At 66.4% G+C, this 25,818-nt stretch carries 25 protein-coding genes; 17 read left to right on the top strand and 8 right to left on the bottom strand.

The window, feature by feature from the left end; translation table 11 throughout:
* Positions 1-99: 99 nt before the first annotated feature.
* The 6 genes from M3N53_03870 to M3N53_03845 all read left to right on the top strand — a co-directional run bounded on the left by M3N53_03870 (position 100) and on the right by M3N53_03845 (position 4,284).
* On the top strand, positions 100-1,041 hold the full coding sequence (locus M3N53_03870; GenBank protein MDP9067476.1) for a MoxR family ATPase: 942 nt from the start codon (positions 100-102) through the stop codon (positions 1,039-1,041).
* A 17-nt stretch (positions 1,042-1,058) separates the two neighbouring features.
* Positions 1,059-1,997: a DUF58 domain-containing protein gene (locus M3N53_03865; GenBank protein MDP9067475.1), complete on the top strand. Its 939-nt coding sequence runs from the start codon at positions 1,059-1,061 to the stop codon at positions 1,995-1,997.
* Positions 1,994-2,956 carry a VWA domain-containing protein gene (locus tag M3N53_03860; GenBank protein ID MDP9067474.1) on the top strand — a complete coding sequence of 321 codons (963 nt, stop codon included), beginning with the start codon at positions 1,994-1,996 and terminating at the stop codon, positions 2,954-2,956. Before M3N53_03865 ends, M3N53_03860 begins: the two co-directional genes overlap by 4 nt.
* The gene (locus M3N53_03855; protein ID MDP9067473.1) at positions 2,953-3,375 is read left to right on the top strand and encodes a PPOX class F420-dependent oxidoreductase; all 423 of its coding nucleotides are present in this window, start codon (positions 2,953-2,955) and stop codon (positions 3,373-3,375) included. Before M3N53_03860 ends, M3N53_03855 begins: the two co-directional genes overlap by 4 nt.
* 74 nt (positions 3,376-3,449) lie before the next feature.
* Complete coding sequence (locus M3N53_03850; GenBank protein MDP9067472.1) at positions 3,450-3,932, top strand: hypothetical protein; 483 nt, start codon at positions 3,450-3,452, stop codon at positions 3,930-3,932.
* Between the two features lie 145 nt (positions 3,933-4,077).
* Entirely contained in the window at positions 4,078-4,284 is a 207-nt protein-coding gene (locus M3N53_03845; protein MDP9067471.1) for a cold shock domain-containing protein, read from the top strand.
* A 112-nt stretch (positions 4,285-4,396) separates the two neighbouring features.
* Here the strand turns inward: M3N53_03845 and M3N53_03840 are convergent, their stop codons facing one another.
* The gene (locus tag M3N53_03840) at positions 4,397-4,795 is read right to left on the bottom strand and encodes a VOC family protein (GenBank protein MDP9067470.1); all 399 of its coding nucleotides are present in this window, start codon (positions 4,793-4,795) and stop codon (positions 4,397-4,399) included.
* A 56-nt stretch (positions 4,796-4,851) separates the two neighbouring features.
* Here M3N53_03840 and M3N53_03835 point away from each other — a divergent pair, with 56 nt between their 5' ends.
* The 7 genes from M3N53_03835 to M3N53_03805 all read left to right on the top strand — a co-directional run bounded on the left by M3N53_03835 (position 4,852) and on the right by M3N53_03805 (position 13,967).
* A complete protein-coding gene (locus tag M3N53_03835) occupies positions 4,852-6,240 on the top strand; it encodes a ferredoxin reductase family protein (protein MDP9067469.1) in 1,389 nt (462 codons plus the stop codon).
* Between the two features lie 304 nt (positions 6,241-6,544).
* Positions 6,545-7,366, top strand: coding sequence for a response regulator transcription factor (locus tag M3N53_03830; GenBank protein MDP9067468.1), 822 nt, complete (start codon positions 6,545-6,547; stop codon positions 7,364-7,366).
* Between the two features lie 181 nt (positions 7,367-7,547).
* Complete coding sequence (locus M3N53_03825) at positions 7,548-9,305, top strand: hypothetical protein (protein MDP9067467.1); 1,758 nt, start codon at positions 7,548-7,550, stop codon at positions 9,303-9,305.
* Positions 9,306-9,410: 105 nt separating this feature from the next.
* Positions 9,411-10,640 carry a lysyl oxidase family protein gene (locus tag M3N53_03820; GenBank protein ID MDP9067466.1) on the top strand — a complete coding sequence of 410 codons (1,230 nt, stop codon included), beginning with the start codon at positions 9,411-9,413 and terminating at the stop codon, positions 10,638-10,640.
* 297 nt (positions 10,641-10,937) lie between these two features.
* Positions 10,938-11,234, top strand: a complete 297-nt coding sequence (locus tag M3N53_03815) for a hypothetical protein (GenBank protein MDP9067465.1) — start codon at positions 10,938-10,940, stop codon at positions 11,232-11,234.
* Positions 11,235-11,282: 48 nt separating this feature from the next.
* Positions 11,283-13,061 carry a M3 family oligoendopeptidase gene (locus M3N53_03810; protein MDP9067464.1) on the top strand — a complete coding sequence of 593 codons (1,779 nt, stop codon included), beginning with the start codon at positions 11,283-11,285 and terminating at the stop codon, positions 13,059-13,061.
* A 48-nt stretch (positions 13,062-13,109) separates the two neighbouring features.
* Positions 13,110-13,967 carry a PAC2 family protein gene (locus M3N53_03805; GenBank protein ID MDP9067463.1) on the top strand — a complete coding sequence of 286 codons (858 nt, stop codon included), beginning with the start codon at positions 13,110-13,112 and terminating at the stop codon, positions 13,965-13,967.
* Positions 13,968-13,970: 3 nt separating this feature from the next.
* Here the strand turns inward: M3N53_03805 and M3N53_03800 are convergent, their stop codons facing one another.
* Positions 13,971-14,855 (bottom strand): GDSL-type esterase/lipase family protein, encoded by an 885-nt coding sequence (locus M3N53_03800; GenBank protein MDP9067462.1) that lies wholly within the window; start codon positions 14,853-14,855, stop codon positions 13,971-13,973.
* A 526-nt stretch (positions 14,856-15,381) separates the two neighbouring features.
* Positions 15,382-15,864 (bottom strand): hypothetical protein, encoded by a 483-nt coding sequence (locus M3N53_03795; GenBank protein ID MDP9067461.1) that lies wholly within the window; start codon positions 15,862-15,864, stop codon positions 15,382-15,384.
* Between the two features lie 93 nt (positions 15,865-15,957).
* Between M3N53_03795 and M3N53_03790 the strand changes: the two genes are divergently transcribed.
* A complete protein-coding gene (locus tag M3N53_03790) occupies positions 15,958-18,162 on the top strand; it encodes a transglycosylase domain-containing protein (GenBank protein ID MDP9067460.1) in 2,205 nt (734 codons plus the stop codon).
* Between the two features lie 49 nt (positions 18,163-18,211).
* The gene (locus M3N53_03785) at positions 18,212-19,393 is read left to right on the top strand and encodes an FAD-binding oxidoreductase (GenBank protein ID MDP9067459.1); all 1,182 of its coding nucleotides are present in this window, start codon (positions 18,212-18,214) and stop codon (positions 19,391-19,393) included.
* A gap of 6 nt (positions 19,394-19,399) precedes the next feature.
* Here M3N53_03785 and M3N53_03780 read toward each other — a convergent pair whose 3' ends face one another.
* Positions 19,400-20,440 (bottom strand): hypothetical protein, encoded by a 1,041-nt coding sequence (locus M3N53_03780; GenBank protein MDP9067458.1) that lies wholly within the window; start codon positions 20,438-20,440, stop codon positions 19,400-19,402.
* A gap of 65 nt (positions 20,441-20,505) precedes the next feature.
* Between M3N53_03780 and M3N53_03775 the strand changes: the two genes are divergently transcribed.
* Positions 20,506-21,165: a TetR/AcrR family transcriptional regulator gene (locus M3N53_03775; GenBank protein ID MDP9067457.1), complete on the top strand. Its 660-nt coding sequence runs from the start codon at positions 20,506-20,508 to the stop codon at positions 21,163-21,165.
* Here M3N53_03775 and M3N53_03770 read toward each other — a convergent pair.
* Positions 21,162-22,001, bottom strand: coding sequence for an oxidoreductase (locus M3N53_03770; GenBank protein MDP9067456.1), 840 nt, complete (start codon positions 21,999-22,001; stop codon positions 21,162-21,164). The genes M3N53_03775 and M3N53_03770 overlap by 4 nt on opposite strands.
* A 59-nt stretch (positions 22,002-22,060) precedes the next feature.
* Between M3N53_03770 and M3N53_03765 the strand changes: the two genes are divergently transcribed.
* Positions 22,061-22,852, top strand: a complete 792-nt coding sequence (locus tag M3N53_03765; protein ID MDP9067455.1) for an alpha/beta fold hydrolase — start codon at positions 22,061-22,063, stop codon at positions 22,850-22,852.
* Positions 22,853-22,945: 93 nt separating this feature from the next.
* Here M3N53_03765 and M3N53_03760 read toward each other — a convergent pair whose 3' ends face one another.
* The 3 genes from M3N53_03760 to M3N53_03750 are packed head-to-tail and all read right to left on the bottom strand — an operon-like array spanning position 22,946 to position 25,813.
* Positions 22,946-23,749 (bottom strand): ABC transporter permease, encoded by an 804-nt coding sequence (locus M3N53_03760; GenBank protein ID MDP9067454.1) that lies wholly within the window; start codon positions 23,747-23,749, stop codon positions 22,946-22,948.
* Entirely contained in the window at positions 23,736-24,665 is a 930-nt protein-coding gene (locus M3N53_03755) for an ABC transporter ATP-binding protein (GenBank protein ID MDP9067453.1), read from the bottom strand. The genes M3N53_03760 and M3N53_03755 overlap by 14 nt, the downstream gene beginning before the upstream one ends.
* Positions 24,662-25,813 carry a hypothetical protein gene (locus tag M3N53_03750; GenBank protein MDP9067452.1) on the bottom strand — a complete coding sequence of 384 codons (1,152 nt, stop codon included), beginning with the start codon at positions 25,811-25,813 and terminating at the stop codon, positions 24,662-24,664. Before M3N53_03750 ends, M3N53_03755 begins: the two co-directional genes overlap by 4 nt.
* Positions 25,814-25,818 lie beyond the last annotated feature (5 nt).

The following is a 25,818-nucleotide window of genomic DNA, read 5'->3' as shown; positions in this document are numbered from 1 at the left end:
AAGGGAAAGGGGACGAGCAAGGTGGCTGCGGACTCTATAAAGCTCGCTCGCGAGCCGGAAGACGACCGGCTGGCGAGGCTCGAAGAAGCATTGTTCGAGATGCGAAGGGTGATCGTCGGGCAAGACGAGATGTTGGAGCGCGTGCTCGTCGCTCTGCTCGCGGGAGGCCATCTCTTGATCGAAGGGGTGCCGGGCCTCGCGAAGACGCTGACGGTCAAGACGTTGGCGGACGTCTTGGGGGGCGAGTTCAAGCGGATCCAGTTCACGCCGGATCTGGTGCCGGCAGACATCGTGGGCACGCGCATCTACCGTCCACGCGGCGGCACCTTCGAAACCGAGCTCGGCCCCGTCTTCTGCAACTTCTTGCTCGCGGATGAGATCAACCGCGCGCCGGCCAAGGTGCAGTCTGCACTGCTGGAGGTGATGCAGGAACGGCAGGTGACGATCGGCAAGAAGACCCATCTGGTCCCGGACCCCTTCCTGGTCATGGCGACCGAGAACCCGATCGAGTCCGAGGGGACCTACCCCCTGCCGGAGGCACAGGTCGACCGTTTCATGATGAAGGTCGTCGTCGACTACCCCGGTTTCTCGGACGAGATGACGGTGGTCGAGCGTTCGCTGCAAGCCAAGGTTGACGTCCGCCAGGTGCTGTCGCCTGAAGATCTCCTCGGTTTCCAAGAGAGCGTGCATGAGGTCTACGTCGACCGCCAGGTGAGTGAGTACGCCGTGGGGATCGCGGTAGCGACGCGGGCGCCACAACAATTCGGCCTCGGCCGGCTGAAGAGGTACATCGCGTACGGCGCCAGCCCACGCGGCTCGATCAACCTCGTTCATGCGGGACGGGCGCTGGCATCGGTTCGAGGCCGGCGCTACGTGCTGCCGAGCGACATCAAGCAGCTGGCGAAGGACGTCCTGCGTCACCGTCTGTCGCTGACGTACGAGGCCCTGGCCGACGAGGTCACCGCGGACCAGTTGATCGACGAGATCCTAGAGAGATTGCCCGTGCCCGACGTCGAGCTCGCTTCGGCCGAGACCGCCTAGAGCAGCGGGCAAAGCTCGTGCCACGACTCTTCCCAGAGCTCGCGCCGGAGCGCGCGCCGGATCGCCCCGGCCCGGGTGCCATGCCGGAGCCGGTCCTGCGGGCGCTGGATATGCAGATCGGGCGCCGCATCGACGGTTTGTTGCCGGGTGAGTTCCGGGCGATGCGCATGGGGCGAGGGATAGAGCTCGCTCAGATCCGTCCGTACGAACCAGGCACGGACGACATCCGGGACATCGATTGGAACGTCACCGCCCGGATGTCCATGCCGCACGTGCGCGTGGATGTGGCGGAGCGCGTGTTGACGACGTGGATCGTGCTGGACGTCTCGCCGTCGATGAACTTCGGAAGCGCGGATCGACGCAAGGCCGACGTCGCAGAAGGCGTTGTTCTAGCGCTGGCCCATCTCGCGACACGGCGCGGCAACCGGGTTGGCCTGATCACGCACGGCGAGGCACGCCCGCGCATCTTGCGGCCGACGCAAGGGCGCGCGGGGATGTTGCGCGTTCTCACAGCACTTCGTCGCGATCCCGTCGTCGACGCGGCTCCGGTGTCGCTGGCGGCGACGCTTAGGCAGGCTCGGGCGATCTTCAGGTCCCGCGCCGCGGTGTTCATCGTTTCGGACCTGATGGGGCCAAAGGACTGGCGTGCCGCGTTGTTGAGCCTCAGCGATCGTCACGAGGTTGTTGCCGTCGAGATCCGCGATCCCCGGGAGCAGCAACTCACGAATGTCGGCGAGATCTGGATGCGTGACCCGGAGACAGGACGCGAGTTGCTGGTGGATACGCGCTCGAGACAACTGCAGGAGCGATTCGCGCAAGCCGCTCGCACGGACCGGCAACAGGTAGCGGCGCTGCTAAGAGCGAACCGGAGCGGACACGTCACGTTGTGGACCTCCGGAGACTGGCTCAGGAAGTTCGCGACGTTTCTCTCGCGCCGGCGACGGGTGGCTGCGTGAGGTTCGCGGCCCCGGGATTCCTGTGGTCACTGGCGCTCCTGCCGGTGTTCACCGTGCTCTACTTGCGCCTTCGTCGACGAGGTGCTCGGTTCCCCGTCACTTTTACGAATCTCGACCTGCTCGCCAGCGTGGTTCCTCAGAGGAGATGGCCGGGCCTCATCTCGCCGCTGCTTTTCCTCCTCGCGATCGTGAGCCTGGTGGTCGGATTGGCGCGCCCACAGGCGCTCGTCACGCTGCCGCGCGAGGAGGCGACGGTGGTCCTGGTGCTGGACCGTTCGGCCTCGATGCTTTCGAGCGACGTGTTCCCCAACCGGATCGAAGCGGCCAAGAGCGCCGCTCAGGACTTTGTCCAGAACCTGCCTCCGCGCTTCCAGATAGGGGTAGTGACGTTCAGCGATGTCGTAGATGTGCTGGCGCAGCCAACCGTGGACCGCGTGGCGGTGCAAGAGGCGATCGGGTCGCTCGAGGCAACCGGATCCACGGCTCTCGGTGACGGCGTGATGCAGGCGCTGCGGCTCGATCCGAAACAACGCTGGCGTCACCGAGATCAGCCGGCGACGGAGGACCCGGGGCCACCGCTCGAAGCGATCGTGCTGCTTTCTGACGGAAAGCAAACGGCGGGGAAGGCCGACCCGCTGGAGGCTGCGGCACGGGCGAAAGAGCTTGGGATCAGCGTCTTCGCGATCGCGCTCGGCCCCACGGACTCGACGGAAACGGTCGGGGATCCCCGCAACGCGCCGGACATTCCCACCTTGCAGAAGATGGCCGAGCGCACCGAGGGCCGTCTGTTCACTGCGCCGACGAGCAAGGAGCTGAACGAGATCTACCGCGGGATCGGGTCGCGTTTGGGCTTCGTCGAAGAGCACCAGGAGCTGACCTTCTCGTTCGCGGGTGCGGGAGCCATCCTCGCTCTGCTCGCGATCGCGGCCGGGGCCCGCCGCTCATGGCGCTTTCCGTGAGGTCGATCCCAGAGCCGGCCCGGGAGTTGTTGGAGTCACCCGCTCTCGCTCACGTCGCCACGATCGACGACGACGGGAAGCCACACGTGACGATCGCGTGGGTCGGGCTTGACGGCGACGAGATCGTCATGGGGACGCTGTTCGATCAACGCAAGCTCCACAACCTGAAGCGCGACCCGCGCGTGACGCTGTCCTTGGAAACCGCAACGGTGAACGAGTGGGGGCTGCGGGAGTACCTCGTGATCTACGGACGGGCGACGGTCACAGAGGGAGGAGCAGCCGAGCTCCTCCAAGAGCTGGCACATACGTACCTGGGCCCGGACGTGGCGTTCCCGGCGATGCCAGATCCGCCACCGGGCTTCACCACCCGGATAGCGGTCGAGCGGATCACCGGCGTCGGTCCCTGGAGCGCCCGCTAGGCCCTCGTCCCCAGGCAGGAGGACGGCCGCGGCCGCCGAATCTCCGTAGATACACATATCTATGGAGGTACGTCATGTCCAAGAAGCTGCTGGTGCTCGGTCTCGTCCTGGCGCTGTGTGCCGCTCTCGTGGCGCCCGCCGCGGCCGCCAAGAAGAAGAAGCCAAAGCCCTACAAGAGCGAAGAAGTGACGGCCCTGATCGGTCATCCGATCTTCTACAGTGCCAGTGGAACCGTCGTCGGCGTGACCTCGCAGGAGTTCATCAACAGGTGCGAGATCCCCACCACCAACGGGTTCGACGGATACGTCTTCGAGGTTCCGGCGGCCTACCAGAAGATCCAGTCCTCGATCAACGCAACCGGCACCGGCGTTACCGATCCGGCGCAGCCCGCGGACATCGACATCTACCTCTTCGACGAAGCCTGCGCCAACATCGGGGCCTTCAACACGGAGGGTACGGATGAATCAGGCACCCTGGGGGCCGGGACGAAGTACATCTTCCTCCACAACTTCGTAGGCGGCCCGACGACTCTCCAGTTCACGCTGAAGGCGCTCTAACACCGACGGCGGTACGTCCCTTAGAACCACCCGCCGCTGTTCTTCGCGGGCCGGGTGGAGTACGCTGATCAGGTTCAGAACGTGAGTGTGGTTGTGCCATCGCCTTCCTTGCCTCGTTCGTAAGTTCGCAAGGGAGGTGTTTTACATGGCAACTGGAACGGTCAAGTGGTTCAACGACGCAAAGGGGTACGGCTTCATCACCCCGGAGGATGGTTCGAAGGACCTCTTCGTCCACCACACCAACATCCTCGCCGACGGCTTCAAGTCGCTCGCCGAGGGTGCCAAGGTGGAGTTCGAGGCGCGCGCAGGGTCCAAGGGCCCGGAGGCGACCAACGTGAAGGCTCTTTCCTAAGTAGGCGAGCGTTCGAGAGGAGCCGTGGCGGCTACGCGCTGCCACGGCTCTTTTCTTTTCAAGGTGCAAGCGTGACGCGGATCTTCACGACGCCGTGGAGAGCGTGGGCGCGTTAGCGCGGCCACAGGTCGCCGTCCGCGATCTCCAGCAGGTTCCCAGCGGGATCCTCGAAGTAGAAGGACCGCACGCCGTTCCCCCACGTCCGCTCTCCGAACGTGGCGACGTTTCGCTCCAGTAGATGTGTCTGCCAACGCTCGTAGTCGCGCGGCGGTGCAGTGAAGCAGGTGTGGATCGGCCCGCTCGCGCCGTGTGGTGGCGGATCTTGTTGATCAGACGTCGCGTCGCGGTTGAAAACGAGCAAGACGTGCGTTCCTGCTCTATAGGCAGAGCTGCCGGGTCCGAGCCTCCTGAGCCCGAGCGTGTCTGAGTAGAACTGATGAACCTGGGCTTCGTTCGCGCTGGTGCAGTACAGCACCGTCTCCAGCACGCCGTCGATCGAAGGTCTGTCCACCCCGTTGTTCTACCTGGTGGTGGCCTGTCCGGCTGGCGGCACTACGCTTTCGGTTCGTGCGCGCCGAACAGGTCGTGAGACCGCCCGCCCCCCTTGCGCTGATCGTTCTGATTGTGGCGCCGGCCGTCTTGTGGGCTCAGACGACGCCCTGGAACCAGTGGTGCGCAGATGCTGCGTCCGCGCTTAGCGGCATCGGGGTCGCGCTGGGGCTCGTCGGCGTCGCGGCGTTCGCGCTGAACATCGTCCTGGGCGCCCGGCTGCATACGGTGGAACGTGCCTTCGGAGGCCTGGAGGCTCTGTATCGCGCTCACCGCGTCAATGGACGGGTCGCTTACCTGTTGATCCTCGGCCACGTGATCCTCATCCTGGCGGCGCGCTTCGCGGTATCACCGGAGACCGCGCTCCGTCTGCTGACGCCAGCGGCGGGAGTCGTGGTTCTGCTCGGTCTCATCGCTTTTGTTGCCATGACCGCGGCGATAGCGGCCACCCTGTACGCGCGCCTCACGCACGAGACCTTCGTCTACGTGCAGCGCTCGTTCGGCGTCATCTTCGCGGTGGCGGCGGCGCACGTGTTCCTCACCGCCGGAGCCAAATCGTCGTCGTCCGCGCTGACGCTCTACCTCGCCACGCTGTCGATCGTGGCCATGAGCGCCTTCACTTACCGGTCGGTGCTCGGGAACCTCTTGGTGCGCCGCTACGACTACACCGTCACCGACGTGCGCCAGTTCGATCGGTCCGTGGTCGAGATAACGATGGAGCCGGTGGATAGGCATCTCCAGGCGCGTCCGGGCCAGTTCGTGTTCGTGACCTTCTACTCCGACGCCTTCAACGCACAGTTCCACCCTGTGAGTCTGACGACCGCCGGCCCCTCGGCGACGCTCGTGCTGCGCCCCGGCGACGCGAGGAACCAGTTCCATCCGTTCTCGCTCACCTCGACCCACCGAGATCCTTATCTCAAGCTCGTGGTCAAAGCTGTTGGCCAGTTCACGCACGCGCTGCACAAGCTCCGGCCGGGCGCGATCGCGCGGGTCGAAGGGCCCTACGGAGAGTTCTCGTACCTGAACATCAGGTCACGGCGCCAGATCTGGATCGCCGGCGGGATCGGGATAACTCCTTTCCTCAGCATGGCGCGGGCGCTAGAGGGGGACGACTACGAGGTCGATCTCTACTGGGGCGTCAACGACCGGCGGCAGGCCTACTTCGCGGAGGAGCTGGCGGATATCGAGAGCCGCGTGTCCGGCTTCCGCGTCCTCATCGTGCCCGAGGACGAGCGTGGCTTCATCACTCCCGCGTTGATCGCCGAGCGATCTGGCGTCGAGGGCGCGGACATCCTGATCGTCGGCCCTCCTGCGATGGAGCGAGCCTTGCGCCAGCAGTTGGAGGAGGCCGGCGTGCCGCCGCGGAGGATCCACTCCGAGCGTTTCGCCTTCGGCCCCCGCCGCTAGCCGAGGACGCCAGAGGCTACTTCTTCTTGCCTTTCTTGCTCGCGCGCTTCTCTTTGAGGTTCTTCTTGGGGGCCTTCTTCTCGGACTTTCCACCCTTGTCCTTCGACGCCATGGTGCTCCCTTTCCCTCGGCCGTCTCGGCTCGCTCATCCACATCATCGCCGCGGACGCCAACGCTACCAAGTGGCTTCCTTCCGACTCGATGTTCCTCAGGCGCGTGCCCGCGTGTTCGGATGTGGCGAAGTCCACAACCGGCCATGGTCGATCCGTTACCGCGGCCCTCTCGCCGGCGTACCTCTTAGTGCATGGCCGGCAAAGGAGCCGGTACGGAAGCGGCGCGGACGTCTCGGTGGTACGGCGGCACCCCGTGGTCACGCCTGTTCCGTCGGATGTCACGCCTGTTCGGAGACGGGGGTACCCGCCGGGTACCGGTGTTCACCTCTGGCGACTGCGAGACGTGCATGGGAACGGATCAAGAGCGACGTTCGGTGGCGGCCGACTCCTCGGAGCGGATCGTCGTGGCGATGATCGACGACCACCCGACCTACGTCCACGGGCTGAAGACGTTGTTGGAGGCCATCGCGTCAGACATCCAGGTCGCGGCGGTGGCGACCTCTGCGGAGGACGGGATACAGGCCGTCGTTGCGACGGAGCCGGACGTGGTGCTCCTCGACCTTCGGATGCCGGGCGCAGACGGGCTCGAGGTAGCCAGGAAGATCTGCGCGCTGTGCCCGGAGACGCGGGTGGTCGCGTTGACGGCTTCGGAGGATCCTGGGGACGTCGTCGATGTCATGCGGTCCGGCGCGAGCGGCTACATCTGCAAGGACATCGGTCCGGCAAAGCTGGTGTCGGCGATCCGCGCGGTGGCGGCGGGTGAGGTCGTTCTCGCGCCCTTTGCGTCGAAGGTCATCTTCGAAGCCGGCGCGTCATCCGTCCCGCGGCTGTCGGAGTACCAGATCCAGGTGCTCCGGCTGATCGCCTCCGGCAACAGCTACGCGGACGTCGCCGCCGAGCTCGCGGTCAGCGAATCGACGTTGAAGCGCCAGCTGGGTGAGATCCAGAAGGCTTTGGGGGTCGACACCAAGATCCAGGCGGTCGCCTACCTCGCGCGCAAAGGTCTGTTGTGACACGCCGCGTCCGGATCGATGACCCGAACAGCTCATCGCCGCTGCCTATGGGGATCAACTTCGTTTACTGAAAGCTCAGATGCGGGTGGGCCTATTGAGACACCACCAGGAATGTGACGTAACTACCCAAGTCAGGCGGCCGGTCTCATTCATGCGGGACCATGTTCGAAAGGAAGAGACGATGGAGATCGTCAAGCATCGCGGTATCTATCGGATCGTCATCAGCGTCTTGTGTGCGTCGGTGATGATCCTCAGTGGTCTATCGGTGGCGTGGGGCCAAACGGCTTCCGCGGCATCGGTCCAGTTCCTCAGCCCGACGTCGTTCGGAGGCGAGGTGCCGACACTCACCGACGATAAAGCGGGCGACGCGGGTGCTAACACCACCTACCGTCTCAGCGCCTGGGCGGGGAACGCGCCGCAAGGCTCGATGGTCGAGTTCGAGCTCCTGCCAGGTGACGAGCTGACACGACCGATCACCATCGGGAGTGGCACCATCGTTGGCGGCGACACCTTCGAGTACGAGTGGGACATCGCCGAGGGCCCGACCGGCGTCCTCGAGGGTCCGCACACCTTGAAGGCGACGCTCTACGACGCCAACAGCGAGGAGCTCGCGGCCGACACCATGGCGGTGAAAATCCTGCACGGCACCTCGCCGCAGACCTCAGGTGAGACCGCGATCGACCTGACCTATCCCGTCTCGGGCGGGCCGCTCGGTCAGTACACCGCCTCGAACGGCAAGACCAACAGCGTTTTGGATTCCGCGAAGGGGGACTCGTCGGTGGTCACGGCTTACTTCACCACCTCTGCTCCCGGAACGAGTCCTGTGTGGACGACCTGCAACAGCGGCGAAGTGAACAACGACTTCGGAGACGGCGTGCGGTGCACCTACCCTGTTGACAACCCGGACACGAAGGAGACGAACGAAGCGGTCGATCCGACGACGGTCACCGCGGTCGCGATCGTCATCGCCCGAGAGGACGGCTCGGCGGATGTGGCCCGAGTGTTGCCATACCAGCAGGACCCCAGCGCTATGCGCTACGACGTCTACGCCCCCAAGGCCACCGGAACGATCGACCCAGACAAGCCCGGAAGCTTGCTGATGCCGAAGGATCCCAACACGGAAACCTTCCCGTGCAGTGACTGGATCCGGGTCAAGGTCACCGACCAGGTCGGTCGCACGGTGGCAGCGGCGAACCTCGACGCACATGCGAGCGGGCCCTCGGATCAGCTGAAGTTCCACACCAGTTACATCTCTGCGCTCGGATCGCCCCACCTCCGGGCGCCCGAGGATGGCCACTCCTTCCCCGAACAAGGCACGAAGTGCATCAGTGTGCACGACGCCGTCGGGCCGCAGGGGGAGCACTCGCTTGCCGGAAAGCCTGACAACAAGCACGTAGAGACGACGTCAGGGACGAGAGACAACGGGACCTTCGACTTCCGCTTGCAGACCGACCAGCCTGGTGTCACGGACCTCACGGTGTGGAGCGACAAGAAGAACGACGACAAGTTCTGCTCGGAAGAGCCGTCCGTCGCGCTCACGCTCTCGTGGGGCACTCAGGGGCAGACAAACGGCGGCGAGCAGCCGGCGGCGTGTGAGCTCGTGCCGGAGCCTCCGGTCACGGAGGCCCCCTTCGATGGCTCCCGAACCAGTGGGATCGAGGCCAGCTCGTCAAGCGTCCCGGCGGGGCGGAAGGTGACCGTGGTTGGCTCGCTGGAGGCCGCGGAAGACGCCTGCGAGATCGCACAGACCCTGAAGCTGAAGGCGAAGAGACCGTCCGCTGCGCGGTTCCGCACGATCGGATCTGGGACCACGGATGCGTTCGGGCTCGCCAGCTTCAAGGTGACCGTAAAGAGGACCAAGGTCTACCGAGTCGTCGCACCTGCAGCGGGAGATTGCGTGCGGGCAAGCTCGCCCAAGAGCAAGATCAGGGCGCTGTAGGCGGTGTTTCGTGGAGCCGGTCACGGGACCGGCTCCACGGCAAGTCCCCCGGACCGGCCGCCGCCTCCGGGAGGAGCGGACCGGACGGCGGCGTATATCTCCCATATGCGCCGCTGTCTGGTCCCTTTCCTCCTTTTGGCCCTGGCGCTACCCGCAACCGCAGCCGAACGGGATCGGTTCTCGCTCCGGCGCGGCCAAGCCGTCTTCTGGCAGGGGCCGTACGTCGAGGCGTCGCAGGGTTCGGATGTGTGGAGCTACCAGCTCGACGTCACCGAACCCGGCTTCCGGTTGCGCATCGGGCTGGACCATCCGCAGGTCGACGATGTCTACCGCATCGACATCGCGGACCCGGAGGGCGGGCGCATCTCCTTCAGCTCCGGCGAGGGTCTCTACTCGGCCGAGCATCTCGTTCGTGATCCTGCGATCGGCCGCTGGCGGATCGAGGTCGCTGCCCGAGACGTCACGGACTCCGCGTTTCGCATGCGGGCGAAGCTCGAGGCCGTGCCATCGTCGCTCGGTAGCGACGATGGGCCGGTCCTTCCGAACCTGCAGGTATTGCCTCCCCACGAGGCAACGTTCCTGACGCCGCTGACCAACGGCGCGAGCGGCGCCGATCCGACTGGCGTCGACCTCGCGGGGGCCGAGTCATGTCATCCGGAAGAGCACGTCGAGGACCGGGCGGTGCGCTGTCTCCGCTTCGCGTTCGGGATCCGCAACACCGGGCTCGGCCCGCTCGATCTATTCAGGTCGGGCAGCGCGTTCCAGGATCAGAAGCTGGTACAGCGGGTGCAGCGCGCAGACGGGACCTACTTCGACCGCCCTGCGGGCGTGGCGCGCTACCACAAGACCCACGGGCACTATCACCATCACGATGCGGTCGCACTGCAGCTGTTCGCGGTGACCGATCGTGCCACGGGAACGCTGAAGCGCGCAGGGGACAGGCACTTCAAAGGCTTCGCTCATCGCGACGAGCTGCTGCGCGACTGGGATCGTTTCTACCCGGTGTGGACGAAGTCCGGCTTCGGTTTGCTGGCGGGATGGGCCGACATCTACGAGTGGGATCGGCCGGGCAACTACATCGACTTCGGGACCAACGGTGACGGTCACTACCTGATCCGGATGTGGGCCGATCCCGTCACAGGCGTTCTCGAATCGAACGAGCGCGACAACGTCGGCTACACCTACTTCAAGGTGACGGGTGACGAGGTCGACCTGATCGAGGCCGGGCGCGGGAGCGATCCGTGGGACCCGTGCAAGATCGTCGTCGGGTTCGGAGGCCAGCCCGACCCCCGTCAGCGCCCCCGCCCGAACCACTGCCCGCCCGACACCACCTAGGCTGCAGCCGGCTGGCCACGGTGTGGCTTGTATCCGAGGCGGAGACGGTCCCGCTCGAGGCGTCTTGAGGCAGCGGGCTGTCGAGGATCTGGGATCAGTACGCCGGGCGGATCTCGGGCTGGGGCGTGGCGTTGCGCGGCCCGAGATACAGACTCCACACGATCGCGAGCTCGAGCAGTCGCATCCTCATCTTGTGACTCACGCGCCCGACGCTAGCAGCTGCCGAAGGCTCCGCGGTGACCGACCTGGTAAACGGGTTGTAGCGACCTCCCGATCCCCTCGACAGGAGTGAGACACATGAGCATCGAGATCACGCCGGACGCTGCCCAGGTCCTGCGGCGCTCCCTGCGGATGGTCGACACTTCGGCGGTTCCAGATGCGGGCGTCCGTCTGCGCGCCGCGAAGGGACTCGGCGGCGGTACCGAGATCCAGGTGGAGCTCGCCGACGGTCCAAGCCCGGGCGAGACGGTCGTGGAGCAAGAGGGCGTGCGGATCTTCGTCGACCCTTCCGTTACCGATCTCTACAGTGACGCAGTCGTCGCGCTGGAGCCTCAACACGAGACGGTGGTGGTGCGCCCGCGCGACACGGTGTGAGCTTCCGAAGGTGAAAGAGGCCGGCCGAGCGCCCCGTATCTTGTCGCCATGACTACTCAACTGGACGACCTCACCTGGGACATCGACACGCTCGTGGACAACAGAGGCGCCGACGGTGTCGCTGCCCTCCTGGACGACGCGCGTGAGCGGGCCGAGGACCTCGCCCGCAACAAGGGCCGCGTAGCTTCTTTCGATGCCGATGACCTTGCAGGCTTCATGACCGAGCTCGGTGAGATCCACGAGCTCATCGGCCGGGGCGCCTCGTACGCGCACCTGTGGTTCTCCACGGACACCGCAGATCCGGAACGCGGCGCGCTCCTGCAACGGGTGCAAGAGCGTGCAACGGAGATCTCGACCATGTTGCTGTTCTTCGAGTTGGAATGGACGAAGCTGCCGGACGAGGCCGCGCAGGCGTTGCTCGCCGACGAGCGGTTGGACCAAGCGCGCCATCATCTCGAGATCATGCGCCGGTTCCGCGATCACCTCTTGAGCGAGCCGGAGGAGAAGATCCTGTCGGAGAAGGCGATCACCGCGCGGGCTGCGTGGGGACGTCTCTTCAGTGAGCTCACGTCGTCTATCGAGGTCGAGCTCGACGGAGAGGTCACCACCGTTGCCGACGCCCTCAGCCGCCTGAGCTCACACGACCGGGAGGTCCGCCGGCGCGCCGGCAGCGCGATGACCGCGGCTCTTCAGGAGGGACTTCGCACCAGAGCGTTCATCTACAACATGCTGGTGCACGACAAAGCCACCGACGATCGCCTGCGCGGGTATGACCACTGGCTGCAGAGTTTCAACCTGTCTCAGGAAGCGTCGGATGGCGCGGTCGAGGCGCTGGTGACGGCCGTGCGCGGCCGCTACGACCTGCCACAACGCTGGTATTCGTTGAAGGCCAAGCTTCTGGGGCTCGACAAGCTCGCCTATTACGACCGTGCCGCTGCGATGACCGAGGACGAGGCGCTGGTCGAGTGGGATGAGGCGCGCGGGATCGTGACCGATTGCTACTCCTCGTTCTCGCCGGCGCTGGGCGACCTCGTCCGGCGGTTCTTCGACGAGCGCTGGATCGACGTCCCGACGCGCACCGGGAAGGTCCAGGGAGCGTTCTGCGCGCCGACCGCGGCTTCGCACCACCCTTACGTTCTGGTCAACTACACGAGCAAGCGTCGCGACGTGTTGACGCTGGCTCATGAGCTAGGCCACGGCGTGCATCAGGCCCTCGGCAGCTCGCAGGGCCCTTTCCATCACACGACGCCACTAACGGTGGCCGAGACCGCGTCGGTTTTCGGCGAGACCATCGTCTTCAACCGATTGCTTGCGCTAGAGGAGTCGCCGTCGGCGCGTTTCGCGCTTCTAGCCCAGAAGGTCGAGGACTCGCTGGCGACGGTGTTCCGTCAGGTCGCGATGAACCGGTTCGAGGCGAGCGTGCATAACGGACGGCGCAACGAGGGGGAGCTCTCCGTGGAGCGGCTCGGCGATCTCTGGATCGAGACCCAAAGCGAGATGCTCGGCGACGCGGTCGAGCTGGAAGATGACTATCGCTCGTGGTGGTCCTACGTCCCCCACTTCATCCACGTTCCCGGGTACGTCTACGCGTACGCCTTTGGGTTCCTGCTGGCGGTGTCGGTCTATCGCGTCTACGAGGAACAGGGTGACAGCTTCGTCCCGAGGTACCTCGAGATGCTCTCGGCCGGCGGCTCTCGGTCACCGGAGGAGCTCGCGCGCATCGTCGGCTGTGACCTCAGCGATCCGGCTTTCTGGGAGGGGGGCCTCAGCGTGATCGAACGCGACATCGACCGGGCCGAGGCGGCAGCCCCGCTGCCCTCTGGCTGAGCTAGTTGGGCCGTTACGGCAGCAAGTCGCTGTGACTAGAGTGCGGTGATGGCGGGATACGAGCTCCATGCCGAGATCGACGACGTCGTGGCGCCCGCGTTGATCGTCTCCTTCGAAGACTGGGTGGACGCGGGCGGTGCCGGTTCCGGCGCGGCGCGACACATCGCCGAAGGCGGACAGCTGGTGGCGACCTTCGACTCTGACGCGATCTACGACTACCGCAGCCACCGCCCCGTCCTCGATATCGTGGACGGCAAGCCCTCTCGGTTCGAGTGGCCACGGATGGCGTTGACGCGCCGGACGGTGCGCGAGCGAGATCTCTTCGTGCTCACGGGCCCCGAGCCCGACTACCGGTGGAACCAGTTTGCGGCGGACGTGTTGGAGCTCGCGTTGCGTATCGGCATCGTCGAGCACGTGAGCCTCGGATCCATCCCGGCCGCGCTCCCGCACACGGCGCCGACGCCCGTGATGATGACGGCCTCGAGTGAGGAGCTGCTTCGAGGTGCAGCGCCGAACGAGGGACTGCTGCGCGTTCCGGCCGCCGCCGTGAGCCTCGTTGAGTGGACGCTCTCGGAGAACGGGATCCCGGCCGCCGGGTTCTGGGCGCAGGTCCCGCACTACGCATCTCCCTACGCGGCCGGCTCGATCGCCCTCGTCCGACGCGTCGAGACGCACCTATCCGTGACGATCGGGGCGGGCGCGCTCGAGGACGAGGACAAGGCCCAACGTCAGGCGCTGGAGCAGATCCTGGAGGGCAATCCCGAAGCCAGCTCGTACATCGAACGGCTGGAAACGTTGGTGGGGGACGAGCCGATCCCCGCCGCGGAGAACATCGCCGCAGAGGTCGAACGGTTCTTGCGCAACCAGAAGAGGGGCGACGGAGGCCCCACTCCCTACAGCCCGTAGCGGCTAGGTGTTGCTCCAGTAGCCGGCGCGCCAGGTGACCTCGGCCAGCTGGCGCTGGCCCACCAGCGACGGGTGGAAGAAGTCGATGCTGACGTAGTCGCGGGTGTAGGGATGGTCGTAGACCGCGTAGTCGTCGAAACGGCACCGGTCGAAGCCAGCGCACACCTTGCTCAGCGCCTCGTTGAAGGCGAGGTTCCGATCGGCGACGAAGGCACGGTCGCGCTCGGAGGCCTTCGAGGACAACATCGCCCGACAGGTGCCCATGTAGTCCCACGCCGCTACTACGAGCGGGTCGTCGTGGAAGAGGTCCCACAGCCGCGCCACGTTCGGGATGCTCGCGACGAAGATCCGCGCTTCAGGCAGACCCTCCGTCAGGATCTCCAGCGAGCGGCGGAAGCTGCGCACGAACGAGGCCTCGGATGTGATCCCGTGCCGGCTCCAGGCGCAGAGGTCATTGGCTCCAAGCAGGATCGTGACGTACTCCACCCGGCGCGCGACGGCCCGCCGCGCCTGTGCGGGGGCGCTGGACATCCGGGCGCCGGATATCGACAGGTTGTAGCTGCGGCCCTCGATCCGAGGGTGACGCGCCAGCAGGCGCTCGTAGTGGCTGGAGACGTCGTCGCGGCTCTTGCCGGTCGCCCACGAGAGGGCGGGGGCGCCGCCGAACGCGTCGGGGCTGGCGTTCACCGCTTGTGTGATCGAGTCGCCGATGGCGGCCATTGAGTTCGGGAACGGGATCGCCTTCGCGGTCGCTGAAGGAGCGGGTGTGTCTTCGAACTGGGGCCGCGGCGCGAACGGCTCAGCCCGCAGCAAAGTGAACCCCACCGCTCCCAGCACCGGAAGCGAAACGAAGATGAACAGAAGAGATCGACGCCACCAGATGTCCAACGTCTCGCGGCCATCCGTTCTTCCCTGCTGTTCGATTCAGCTAAGAAGCGTGGGGCATAGCTACGAGAACGGTTTCTCTACGAAAGGGGTTTCGATGCCGGCGCGACGTAAAGCTGCTTCGGGCAAGAAGACGACGGGTCAGCAGAAGCGGGTGATGCGTAAGACCGCTGGCCCTAAGACGACCGACGGCGGGGGGCACGCGAGCCCCGAGGAGATCCGGGCGAGACGCCTCCGACGCGCAAGCAGGCAGCCGCTGCCAAGAACAGCGTCGCCGGGCAACGGAAGCGGAAGTCGGGTGTTGCTGATTCCGCGGTCACCGAGCGCAAGCCGCCATCGAACAAGACGACCGCGAAGAAGACGACGGCCCGCAAGAAGACGGCGGGGTCCTCCAGCGGTCAGAAGACCGCGGTCAAGAGCCGCGACGCGGCGCCCGCTCCGACGAAGGCGCGCAAGCAGAACACCGGAGGCAAGCAGGCCAAGACGACGGCGCGGAAGAAGAACACCGCCAGCAAGCGCAGCGGCTAAATCAGCGCGAGGAGCGAACCGCCCGAGGCGGCTCCATACCCAGTGGATCTTCGTCGCGCAGGTCGATGTGCTGCGGGGGGACCGAAGACGGCGTCTCGGGGGCCGTGGGTGGCGCCGCCGGTCGATCGGGCAAGCGCGCCCTGAGCTTGGCTTCGTAAGCGGCGCCTGCTTCGGCCACCGTGCAACCTGCTCTAGCGACCGCTAGACCCACCGCCGCGATGCCGCCCCCGATCGTCTTCAGGGTCCGAGCGCCCCACCGCTGAGCTGCGACCCGGGCCCGCGCCAGCGAGTCCCGGTGCGGCATCGCGTGCGATCGAGGTCGCGCGACGGGGCGCCTCACGGCCGCGGGGGTCCGCAGGGCCGGGGCGCGACCCATCAGCTTGAGGACAAGGCGGAACAAGCCTCCGAGCAACAGCCGCAGGGCAACCAACGCGAGGAAGATCGCCGCGGCGACCGCGATAGTGAGCAGCGTTTCGAGGTTCATATGTCTTCCATCATTTGGAACACGTTCTCATAAGACGCCTTCCCGGTGCGGTATCCATTACGTTGAGCAGGATCCCGAGGCTCCGAGGTCGTAGTGGCTAACCCTCCCAAGCACGCACAGAAGATACCGATCCGTCGCGCGTCTCGCCCGGCGGGGCGGCTGCGCGCGCCCCGGCGCTGGGGGCCCGTGTGGTGGCTGAATGTCGCCGCGGCAGTGGCCATATCTCTCGTTGCGGCGGACTTCATCGTCGAGTACAGCCTCGCCAAGGTTCCCTTGCCCGAGGAGGTCAAGCTCCCTTCGACATCCGAGGTCTACGACCGTCACGGCAAGCTGATCGCGACCTACCGGGACGAGGTCACCCGTTTCATCGTCGATACGAAGGAGCTGCCCGATCACGTGTGGAAGGCGGTGGTCGCGGCCGAGGACCGCGACTTCTTCGACCACGAGGGCGTGTCTCCGGCGGGCATGGTTCGCGCCGCGTGGGCGAACGTCACGAGTGGCAGCGTCCAACAGGGCGGCTCCACGATCACGCAGCAATACATCAAGAACGCAGTGTTGGAAGATCCCTCGCGCACGATCGAGCGCAAGGTCAAAGAAGCGATCCTCTCGATCAAGCTCGAGCGTAGCTACGCCAAGGAAGAGATCCTCGACTTCTACCTGAACACCGTGTACTTCGGCCGCGGCGCCTACGGCATCGAGGCCGCAGCAGGCGTCTACTTCGCCAAGGACGCGAAGGACCTGAAGCTGCATGAGGCGGCATACCTCGCCGGGCTGATCCCGGCGCCCGCCGCCTATCAGCAGACCGAGACCGGGATGGAGCGACGGAGTTACGTGCTGGGCGCTATGCGCGAGGAGGGCTACATCACGCCCGAGCAAGAGGCGCAGGCGTCGAAGAAGAAGCTCAGGTTCAAGACATCCTCGCCGTTGCGCGCGCACCAGCAGGGCGCTGCGTATTTCCTGGAGTGGTTGCGCAAGGACTACCTCTACCCGCGCTTCGGCGACTGCCTCTTCAGATGCGGGCTCAAGATCTACACGACGATCGACATGGAGATGCAGCGGGACGCCGAGGCCGCCATCCAGGCGCGGCTCACCGAACGTGGTGACCCGCAGGCGTCTCTCGTGTCGCTTACGCCGACCGGGGATGTGCGCGCGATGGTCGGGGGCCGCGACTTCAGCGACGTGAAGAAGGCGCGCGGGTTCAACTTCGCGACCGATGGAAGACGGCAGGCGGGCTCCGCGTTCAAGCCGTTCACGTTGCTGCGCGCATACGAGGAGAACATCTCGCCGTACTCGCGCTTCTCGGGTGAGAGCCCGAAGACCATCGAGGATCCGACGTGCGCCGGCCCCGACGGCATCTGGCAGCCGGAGAACTACGGCGGCGTCTCGTACGGGATGCTCGACCTGAACCAGGCGACGGCGAGCTCTGTCAACACCGTCTACGCGGACCTGATCACCGAGGTCGGCGCCGTGGACGTGGCCGAGCTGGTGACGCGCCTCGGCTTCTCCGGCTCCGGTCCCAACGGCGAGGTCGAACCGCACTGCTCGCTGTCGCTGGGAACGTTGGACGTGTCGGTTTTGGAGATGGCGCGGGCGTACGCCACGCTAGCGGGTCGGGGCGCGCTGCCTCAGATAAACCCGATCCGGTGGGTGGAGAGCCGTGGGGGGAGATGTCTGATCGGGTACTCGGCCCCCGACAAGATGCGGTGCAAGAACACCGTCGACACCACGCCGGAGCAGGTGATCGACCCGAACACGGTCGACGTGTTGACCCAGTCGTTGGAGGGTGTGATCGAGTTCGGGACGGGGACCGCGGCCCAGATAGGCCGACCCGTCGCGGGCAAGACCGGGACGACGCAGGACAACCGAGACGCTTGGTTCGCGGGCTACACGCCGCAGCTGGCGACCGTGGTGTGGATGGGCTACCCGATCGAGCCGGGTCGTGACAAGAAGCCGGGCACGAAGGACGACCTCTCGCCGCTCATGCAGTACTGCGAGATCCCGGAGAAGTGTCGGCCCGTGCATGGGATCGACGTGACCGGAGGAACGTTCCCCGCGGAGATCTGGGCCGCGTTCATGGGGGCCGCGCTCGAGGACCTCGAGATCGCGTACTTCACGGTTCCGTTGGACCTCCCGGACATCCAGATCAACCCGCCACCCCCACCACCTCCGCCCGAGCCCGTAAAGGACGAAGAAGGCAAGGGCAAGGAAGACGACTCCGGCGGCGACTCCGACGGCGGCGATTCGGACCATCCGTCCAGCAACGGCAACGGCAAGGGCAAGGACGGCGACGGCGACTGACGGCGACACTCGAACAGAAGCCATAGCTCCCGATCGCGCCGACGTCGTCGTGGTCGGTGGCGGGATCATCGGAACCTGCACCGCGCTCTTCCTGGCCCGCGTCGGCGCGAGCGTTACAGTCGTAGAGAAGGACCTCGGCTTCGAGCGTTCCTCCACGGCTCGCTCCGCGTCCGCTATCCGCCAGCAGTTCAACTTGGGCGTGAACGTCGCGATGTCGCAGTTCGGGTACGCCTTCTATACGCAGCTAGCCGACTACCTGCCCGGTGCCGCGGAGCCCCATATCGACTTCGTCGAGCGCGGCTACCTCATCCTCGCGACGCAAGATGGCCGGGCGCGGCTGCAGGCTGCCTATGACCGTCAGGTCGGCAACGGCGCCCAGGTCGAGCTGTTGGACCGGGACGAGCTGCGTCGTCGGTTCCCGTGGGTGAAGGGCGACGATCTCGGCGGGGCGACCTTCGGGACCGCGGGCGAGGGTTGGTTCGACCCAGTTCGGGCCCTCGCGGCGGTGCGGGAGGGCGCGATCACGCTGGGCGTGTCCTATGTCGAGGCAGAGGTGACGCAGGTGCATGTCGACGGAGGTCGCGTCGCCGGCGTGGGCCTCGGCAGCGGCAAAACGATCCGGTGCTCATACGTCGTTGATGCCGCGGGCCCGCGGGCAGCGGCGGTTGCGCGACAGGTGGGTGTCACCATCCCGATAGAGGCGCGCAAGCGGACGGCGTTCCTGTTCCGTCCGGAACACGGCCTGGACGACATGCCGAACCTGGTCGACCCGACGGTGGCCGGCCGCGGCCTGTACGTCCGGCCCTACGAGGACCTCTATATGGCGGTGACCGCGCCTCCACCCGAGCGCGATCCAGACACCGACGACCTCGCGCCCGACCTGTACCTGTTCGAAGACATCATCCGTGGCGCGCTTGCTCGGAGGGTGGAGGGCTTCGAAGAGGTCGAGCTCGTGCGGGCGTGGGCAGGGCATTACGAGATGAACACGCTCGATCAGAACGCGATCATCGGCCCGCTGGCGGAGGTCGAAGGTTTCCTCTTCGCTTGCGGCCTCAGCGGACATGGCGTGATGCATGCGCCGGCGATCGGACGGGGCATAGCGGAGCTTGTCAGCGAAGGCTGCTACACGACGATCGATCTGTCGCCGTTCTCGTTCGAGCGGATCCGCAGGGGTGAGACGCTCGACGACATCCAGCCCAGCGAGGTTCGCCGAACAGCGGCGGGGATCTAACGCTTCTTAGGTCTGGGGATCTAGCGACAGGACCTGACCGGTCCACTCGCTGCGGTACGCACCGGGGCCAGTCTTCAAGTCCGCCTTCTGATACTGCTTCACGACCAGGCGATGCTCGGGGGCGTACCAGGAGCGCGTGATCGCCTGTCCCTCGACCTCCCCGCGCATGTTCATGATGATCTCGCTGGCCCACACCTCGACCTCTTGCCCGTCGATCACAAGCGTCGTGTGATCGAACGTGCGAGCCGTGTATTCACCGCTGGTCCTCCCGGACCACGATCCCTCCCAGGTCCGGCCGACCTTCGCTGGGAAGCGGGCGACGAACGCCGGTGGGTTGTAGGTGACGGTCTTGTCGACGGTGACGGGACCCATCACCACACGGTTACGTACGGCCGTCACGGTCACACCCTCGGACTGCACGTTGAGGTTCAACCACTGCTCTTTCTCCTCGGAGAAGATGTGGTGCTCGGTCCAGGCCGTATCGCCCTCGTGCGTGATGACGCGATGCGAGCGGGATGGAAGGTCCCGTCTCACGCCCGGCGCTTGCTCGTAGCCGTCGACCTCCCAGGCGTAGACCCCTTCGTCGGGGCGCGGGGGCGCGGCCGCAGGACGGGTTCGAGTGGGAGCTTCACCGTCCGCACCTGGCGGCTGCTCCGCGGGGCCGGAGGTCGTGGCGGCGGGGGCCGCTGCCGCGTTGCCGCCGCCCGTCGCGGCTGCCGCTCCGCGTGCGCGCTTTTGGATTTTGCCGCGGGTTGCGGGTGAGTCTTGACTTCGTCTCGGCCGCTGTGGCTTCGGGCTGTCGCTTGTGTCCGTGTCGCCCGATCGGGAGGCGCTGTTGGCCTGGAACTCGGCGAGTGCGTCCTCGGCCGAGACCGCGGTGGAGGTCTTCATCGACGCGTACATGATCGAGCCGCCGAGTCCCAGCGACACGGCCACCACGAAGGCGATCGCCGGCTTGAGGGTCGAGCGCCCCGCCGCAGCTACCGCGCCGCCGGGCGGAGCTGCCCATATATCCCGGCTCGAACCGGCTCGCCGCAGGAGCGCCATCTCTCCTCCCTTTACATAATGACGTTATACCCGAAACATAACGCTGGTATGACAGACTGTCAAACGTGAGCCCGAAGCCGCCCGACCCGCAGGTAAGGACCGCCCTGATCGACGCAGCCGCGCGGCTGCTCATCCAGGAGGGCCCCGGCGCGTTGACGACGCGGCGCCTCGCCCGCGAGGTCGGCACCTCGACGATGGCCGTGTACACGTACTTCAGGGGCATGGAGGAGCTCAAACACGAGCTCCGCCGGGAGGGGTTCGCGCGCCTGGCCGCGCTGCAGGACGCGCTCCCTCACTCGGATGACGTCGTCGCCGAGGTGGTAGCTCAAGGCATCGCTTACTTCACAAACGCGCTGGCGAACTCGCACCTCTATCGCTTCATGTTCATGGAGCCCATCGAGGAGGGCGAGGCCGAGGTCGGCATCGAGACGTTCGAGCGGCTGGTGCGGTCGGTGCAACGGGCGGTGGAGGCGGGTCGGTTCCAGGGCGATCCGTGGCGGCTCGCGACGCAGCTCTGGGCGATGTCGCACGGTGTCATCTCGCTGGAGATGTCCGGATGTCTGACCATCGAGGAAGCTATCCAGGTCGCTACCGACTCGGCGACGAACCTGCTGGTCGCATTCGGCGAGGACAGAGCGGTAGCCGAGCGACTGATCGCTGAAGCGACGGGTGCGTTCGCGGCGGCGAACGCCGAGCCGCTGGAGGCGGTTCGCTCCTCGACCTAGCGCGGCCGCAGGAACTGCGAGCTCAACATCGCGTCGAAGGCGCGGTCTGGAAGCACCTTGCGCAGCACGAGCATGACCCGAGCCCCCGCGGTCACCAGGTACCTCGTGCGAGGCCGGGGCGAGCGGATCGCCCGCTCTATCACTCTCGCAACGGCCTCCGGAGGCGACGCGGCGAACCGGCTCATCGTTCCGTTGTATGCGCTGTCGAAGCGAAGCATGAGGTCTTGGTTGAACCTCGAGTAGGGATCGTTCTCCTCGACGGCGTGGGCGACGGTTGCGATCGCGGTGTCGCCGAAAGGTGTCTTGATGACGCCCGGCTCGATCACGACCACGGTGATCCCGAAGCCCGCCACCTCGAACCGGAGCGCGTCGCTCATCGCCTCTACCGCGTGTTTGCTCGCGTGGTAGAAGGCGCCGCCGGGGAAGGTGAAACGTCCGCCCATGGAAGAGATGTTCACGATCCGGCCCGCCCGTGCCGCCCTCATCCCCGGCAGGACGAGCTGGGTGAGGCGGGCCATCCCGAAGAAGTTCGTCTCGAACTGAACCCGCACCTCGTCGAGGTCTGTCGTCTCGAATGCACCGTGGACGCCGTACCCGGCGTTGTTCACCAGTGCGCCGACGGCGCCGTGACGCTGCTCGACGTGATCGACCGCGGACCGCATCGAATCCTCGTCCGTCACGTCCAGTTGTAGAGCCTCGCAGCCGGGTAGATCCGCGACCGTCTCCGGACGACGAGCCGTCGCGTACACCGTCCAACCCTTCCGGGCTAGGCGCAGCGCGGTGGCCCGGCCGATGCCCGTGGAGCAGCCGGTGATCAGGACCGGGTCGTGGTTCACGCGTTGGACGGTACCCGAGGGCGGTCTCCGAACGCCCGAGCCACCCGCACAATGGAGCCGTGCTGTCAGCTCTTAGCCCACAACGCCGCCGGCTGCTGATCGTGAGCGCGGCACTCACCGCGCTCACGCTGGTCGCGGTAGTCCTCCTGCTCCGAACGCAGAGCGAGCCGCCGCCGCGCGCATCTGGGCCCGTCCCTGTCGTGTTGGTTCATGGCTTCGGCGGCGATTCGTCGGCGATGGCGGCGATCCAGGCGCGGCTCCAGCGCGAGGGGCTGCAGGTGACGTCGGTCGATCTCCCCGGCGGCGGCATCGGCGACATCACGGAGTCGGCCGGAACCGTCGCCGCGGCCGTCGAAGCGACACGCTCGTCCACGGTCGATCTCATCGGCTTCTCGATGGGCGGCCTCGTGATCCGCGCGTACCTGGAGCACCACGACGGGCTCCACCGAGCCCGACACGTGGTAACTCTGGGTTCGCCGCACCACGGCACGAACATCGCGGGCGCAGCCGCGGTCGCCGACCCCGGGTTGTGCACCGGTGCCTGCGAGCAGATGACGCCCGGGTCGGGGTTCCTCGAAGAGCTGAACGAGCCGGACGAGACGCCCGCGGGGCCGAGCTTCGTCACCGTGTGGACCTCGTTCGACGAGACCGTGACTCCTCCCGAAACGGCCACGCTCGAGGGGGCGGTGAACGTGCAGGTGCAGTCGGTGTGCCCGACGTCGACGGCCGGCCACGGCGACCTGCCGCGCGACCCGATGGTGCTCGGGCTGATCGTGCAGACGCTGCGGGGAAAGACCCTGACTGCTCCGGAACCGAACGACTGTCAGAGGCTGAGCCGGCTCGGGACCTAGCTCTCGGCCCACTCCCAACCCAGGTTTTGAGCGTTTGAATGGTCGTATAGCGACCATACGCGCGCTCAAAACCTGGTGCTCTCGGATGGGGACCTAGCTCTTGATGTCCTTCGTCGCGAAGTTCGCCCACGCGGCGCCCAGGAAGACCGCGATGTAGACGCCTTGGATCGCGAATCCACGGATGACGTCGTGCCACAACACGGGATACCTGAACAGGTCTACGAACGCGAGCCAGTAGTGGGTCGGCAGGTAGGGGCGGATGCTCTCCGCGGCCACCAGCAGGTCCAGCACCTGCGAGGTAACGAGCGCCGCCATCGCACCCAGCGCGGCGCCGAGACCCGAATCGGTGATGGTCGACAGGAACAGTGCGATGCTGGCTACCCCGAGCATCGAGACCGCGATGAAGCACACGCTCACCGCGGTTCGCCAGGTCGCATCCTCCGCCGCGATCCGCGCGCCCGACACCGTCGGAAGCGGCTTGATCCCGAAGAACGTGGCGCCGACGACGTAGCCGACGCCCGCCACGATCACGACAGCCAGGAACACGAACACCGTCGTGATCGCGAGCTTCGTGAACAGCAACCTCGTGCGGCCAACCGGGCGGATCAACAGGTAGCGAAGCGTTCCCGCCGAGGCTTCGCCGGCCACGGCGTCACCGGCGATGACCGATACCGCGATCGGCAGGAAGACAGGAAGGATCAGCGCGAGAGCCGCGACCGGGAACAACGCGCCGTTGCTCAGCACCTGTGAGAGGAAGGGGGGACCCGAGCCTGCCCGGGGCCCCACGCCGCTCACCTTCAAGAACACCGCCACGATCGTCGGCAGTGAGGTCAGCAACGCGATCGTGACCCAGGTGCGAGGCCGCGTTAGCAGCTTGCGGATCTCAACCAGGAACACGTGGACCTCCAGCGGTGAGCTTCAGGAACACGTCTTCCAACGTGGGTCGCTCCACGATCAGCTCGCGGACGTCGATACCGTTGGTCACGAGCCGCCGGTTCAGCTCCTCGGGCGACGCACCGCCGAGCTGAAGCGCGAGTCCCGATCGATCGCGCGTGACGGAATGGAAGCCATTCGAATGCCCGAGCACCCTCTCCGCCTGCGCCGCGTCTTCGGTGACGATACGCACGCGCCCGGTCGGCGCCAACAACGTCGGGATCTCGTCCTGGGCCAGGAGGCGCCCCCGGTGGACGATCGCGGCGCGCGTGCAGATGCTCTCGATCTCGCCCAGGAGGTGGCTGGACAGAACGATCGTCGTGCCTTGCGCGACCAGTTCCACCAACAGAGCGCGGATGTCGCGCATCCCTTGCGGGTCGAGCCCGTTCGTCGGCTCGTCCAGGATCAATAGCTCGTGCGGGCGCAGCAGGGCGCTCGCGAGCCCCAGACGCTGCTGCATCCCGGTGGAGAAAGCCTTGAACGGCTTGCGCCCGACGCCGGCCAGACCTACGCGCTCCAGAGCGTCGTCGATACGGGCGTGGCGGGTGCGTTTGGCTCCACCCGGACCGGCCGCATCGAACAGCGCGAGGTTGCTGCGGGCGGATAGGTGCGGGTAGAACCCGGGGCCTTCCACCAGCGCGCCGATCCGCGGCAGCACCTCGCGCACCTTCCTCGGCACCGGGCGCCCCAGCACCTCGATGCTGCCCCCGGTCGGGAACATCAACCCGAGGATCATCCTCAGTGTCGTCGTCTTTCCCGACCCGTTGGGGCCGAGGAAACCGAAGAGGTCGCCTCGATGCACCTCGAGGCTGACCTCATCGACGGCCGCGAGCGCGCCGAACCGTTTGGTGAGCCCATCGGTTCGCACGACCGCGCTCACAGCGCCGCCTCTGTCGCCAGCGCGGTGAGATCGGCCGCGACTTCCTCTAGGACGTCGGTCGTGACCGGGCCCGAGACGATGAACGCGGCGTGGCCGTAGGTGAAGAACAGCGTGTTCACCAGCGGGGTCTCCAGGACGCGCGCTGAACCCCAGGACCGCGAGACCACGGGAGCCGAGTCGAGCGCGTCGGCGCGTTCGGGTGACAGGTGACTGGGAAGTGCCAGCACGCTCACCCGATCGAACCCTTCGCCGTATGTGCCCGCAGCACGCGTCACGCTGGTCGCGCGTGTCATGCCGCCGAGCTCCTCCGGCAGCACGTAGGGAGATGCTTCATTCACCTCGTGTGCGAAGTCCGTCACCGACCGGTAGTTCAGCATCGCTCCGCGAGGTAGGCGGAAGCGAGTGATCGGACGTTGCGGCGGAGCAAGAGTGACGTCGAGGAAGCTCGACGACAGCACCGGATCCTGCGAGCCGCGCGGGTAGATCTCGACGCGTAGCGGTAGCCCCGACGAGACATCCGCCCACAGATCGACTCGGCCGACGGTCGTCGTGGAGGAGGTCGGCACGATGCGCAGCCCGGCGGCGGCGACACCTGCGATGCGCCGCGCTGTCAACGCTGTCACCTCGGTCTCACTCGCGGCTTGTGCCACCAGACGCCCAAGTGCGGGCGGAAGAAGGTCCGCAGCGCGCGGAAGCCGCACGCTCGGGTGTCCGTCTATCCGGGTTGCCGTACGGCGAGCGGAATCCCACAGCCACAGGCCGGTCGCATCCATGTAGGTGCCGCGCTCGGCGGCGGAGAGGAGCTCGTCCACCCGCCATCGCGTCGGCGACGTCACCCACACCCGAAGCCGCGTCGTCTGCGCGAACAGGTCTCCGAGGCGTCCCACCTGTGGCACGTCCGGCAGGGCCAGCGCGCCGGTGCTCTCGGCGTAGCCACGGAAGGGGACCGCCTCGGACGCGACTATCCGTTGCAGCAGGGCGTCCGCGGGTATCTCGGGCGCGGAGGTCGGGAGGGCCGAGATCGTTGCGGGGAGCGCGGCGAGGGCAGCGGTCGCGACGCCGACGGCGACCCAACGCCAGCGCTTGCCTTCGCCAAGCGAGCTGCGTGGTGGGATCAGCCGCCCGATCGAGGTTCGGGTGCTGGCCATGATGC

The sequence above is a fragment of the Actinomycetota bacterium genome, assembly GCA_030776625.1.
In the GTDB taxonomy this organism is placed as follows: Bacteria; Actinomycetota; CADDZG01; order CADDZG01; family WHSQ01; genus MB1-2.
Note: the sequence above shows the minus strand (reverse complement) of the source record. Positions and strands in the feature narration are given on the sequence as shown.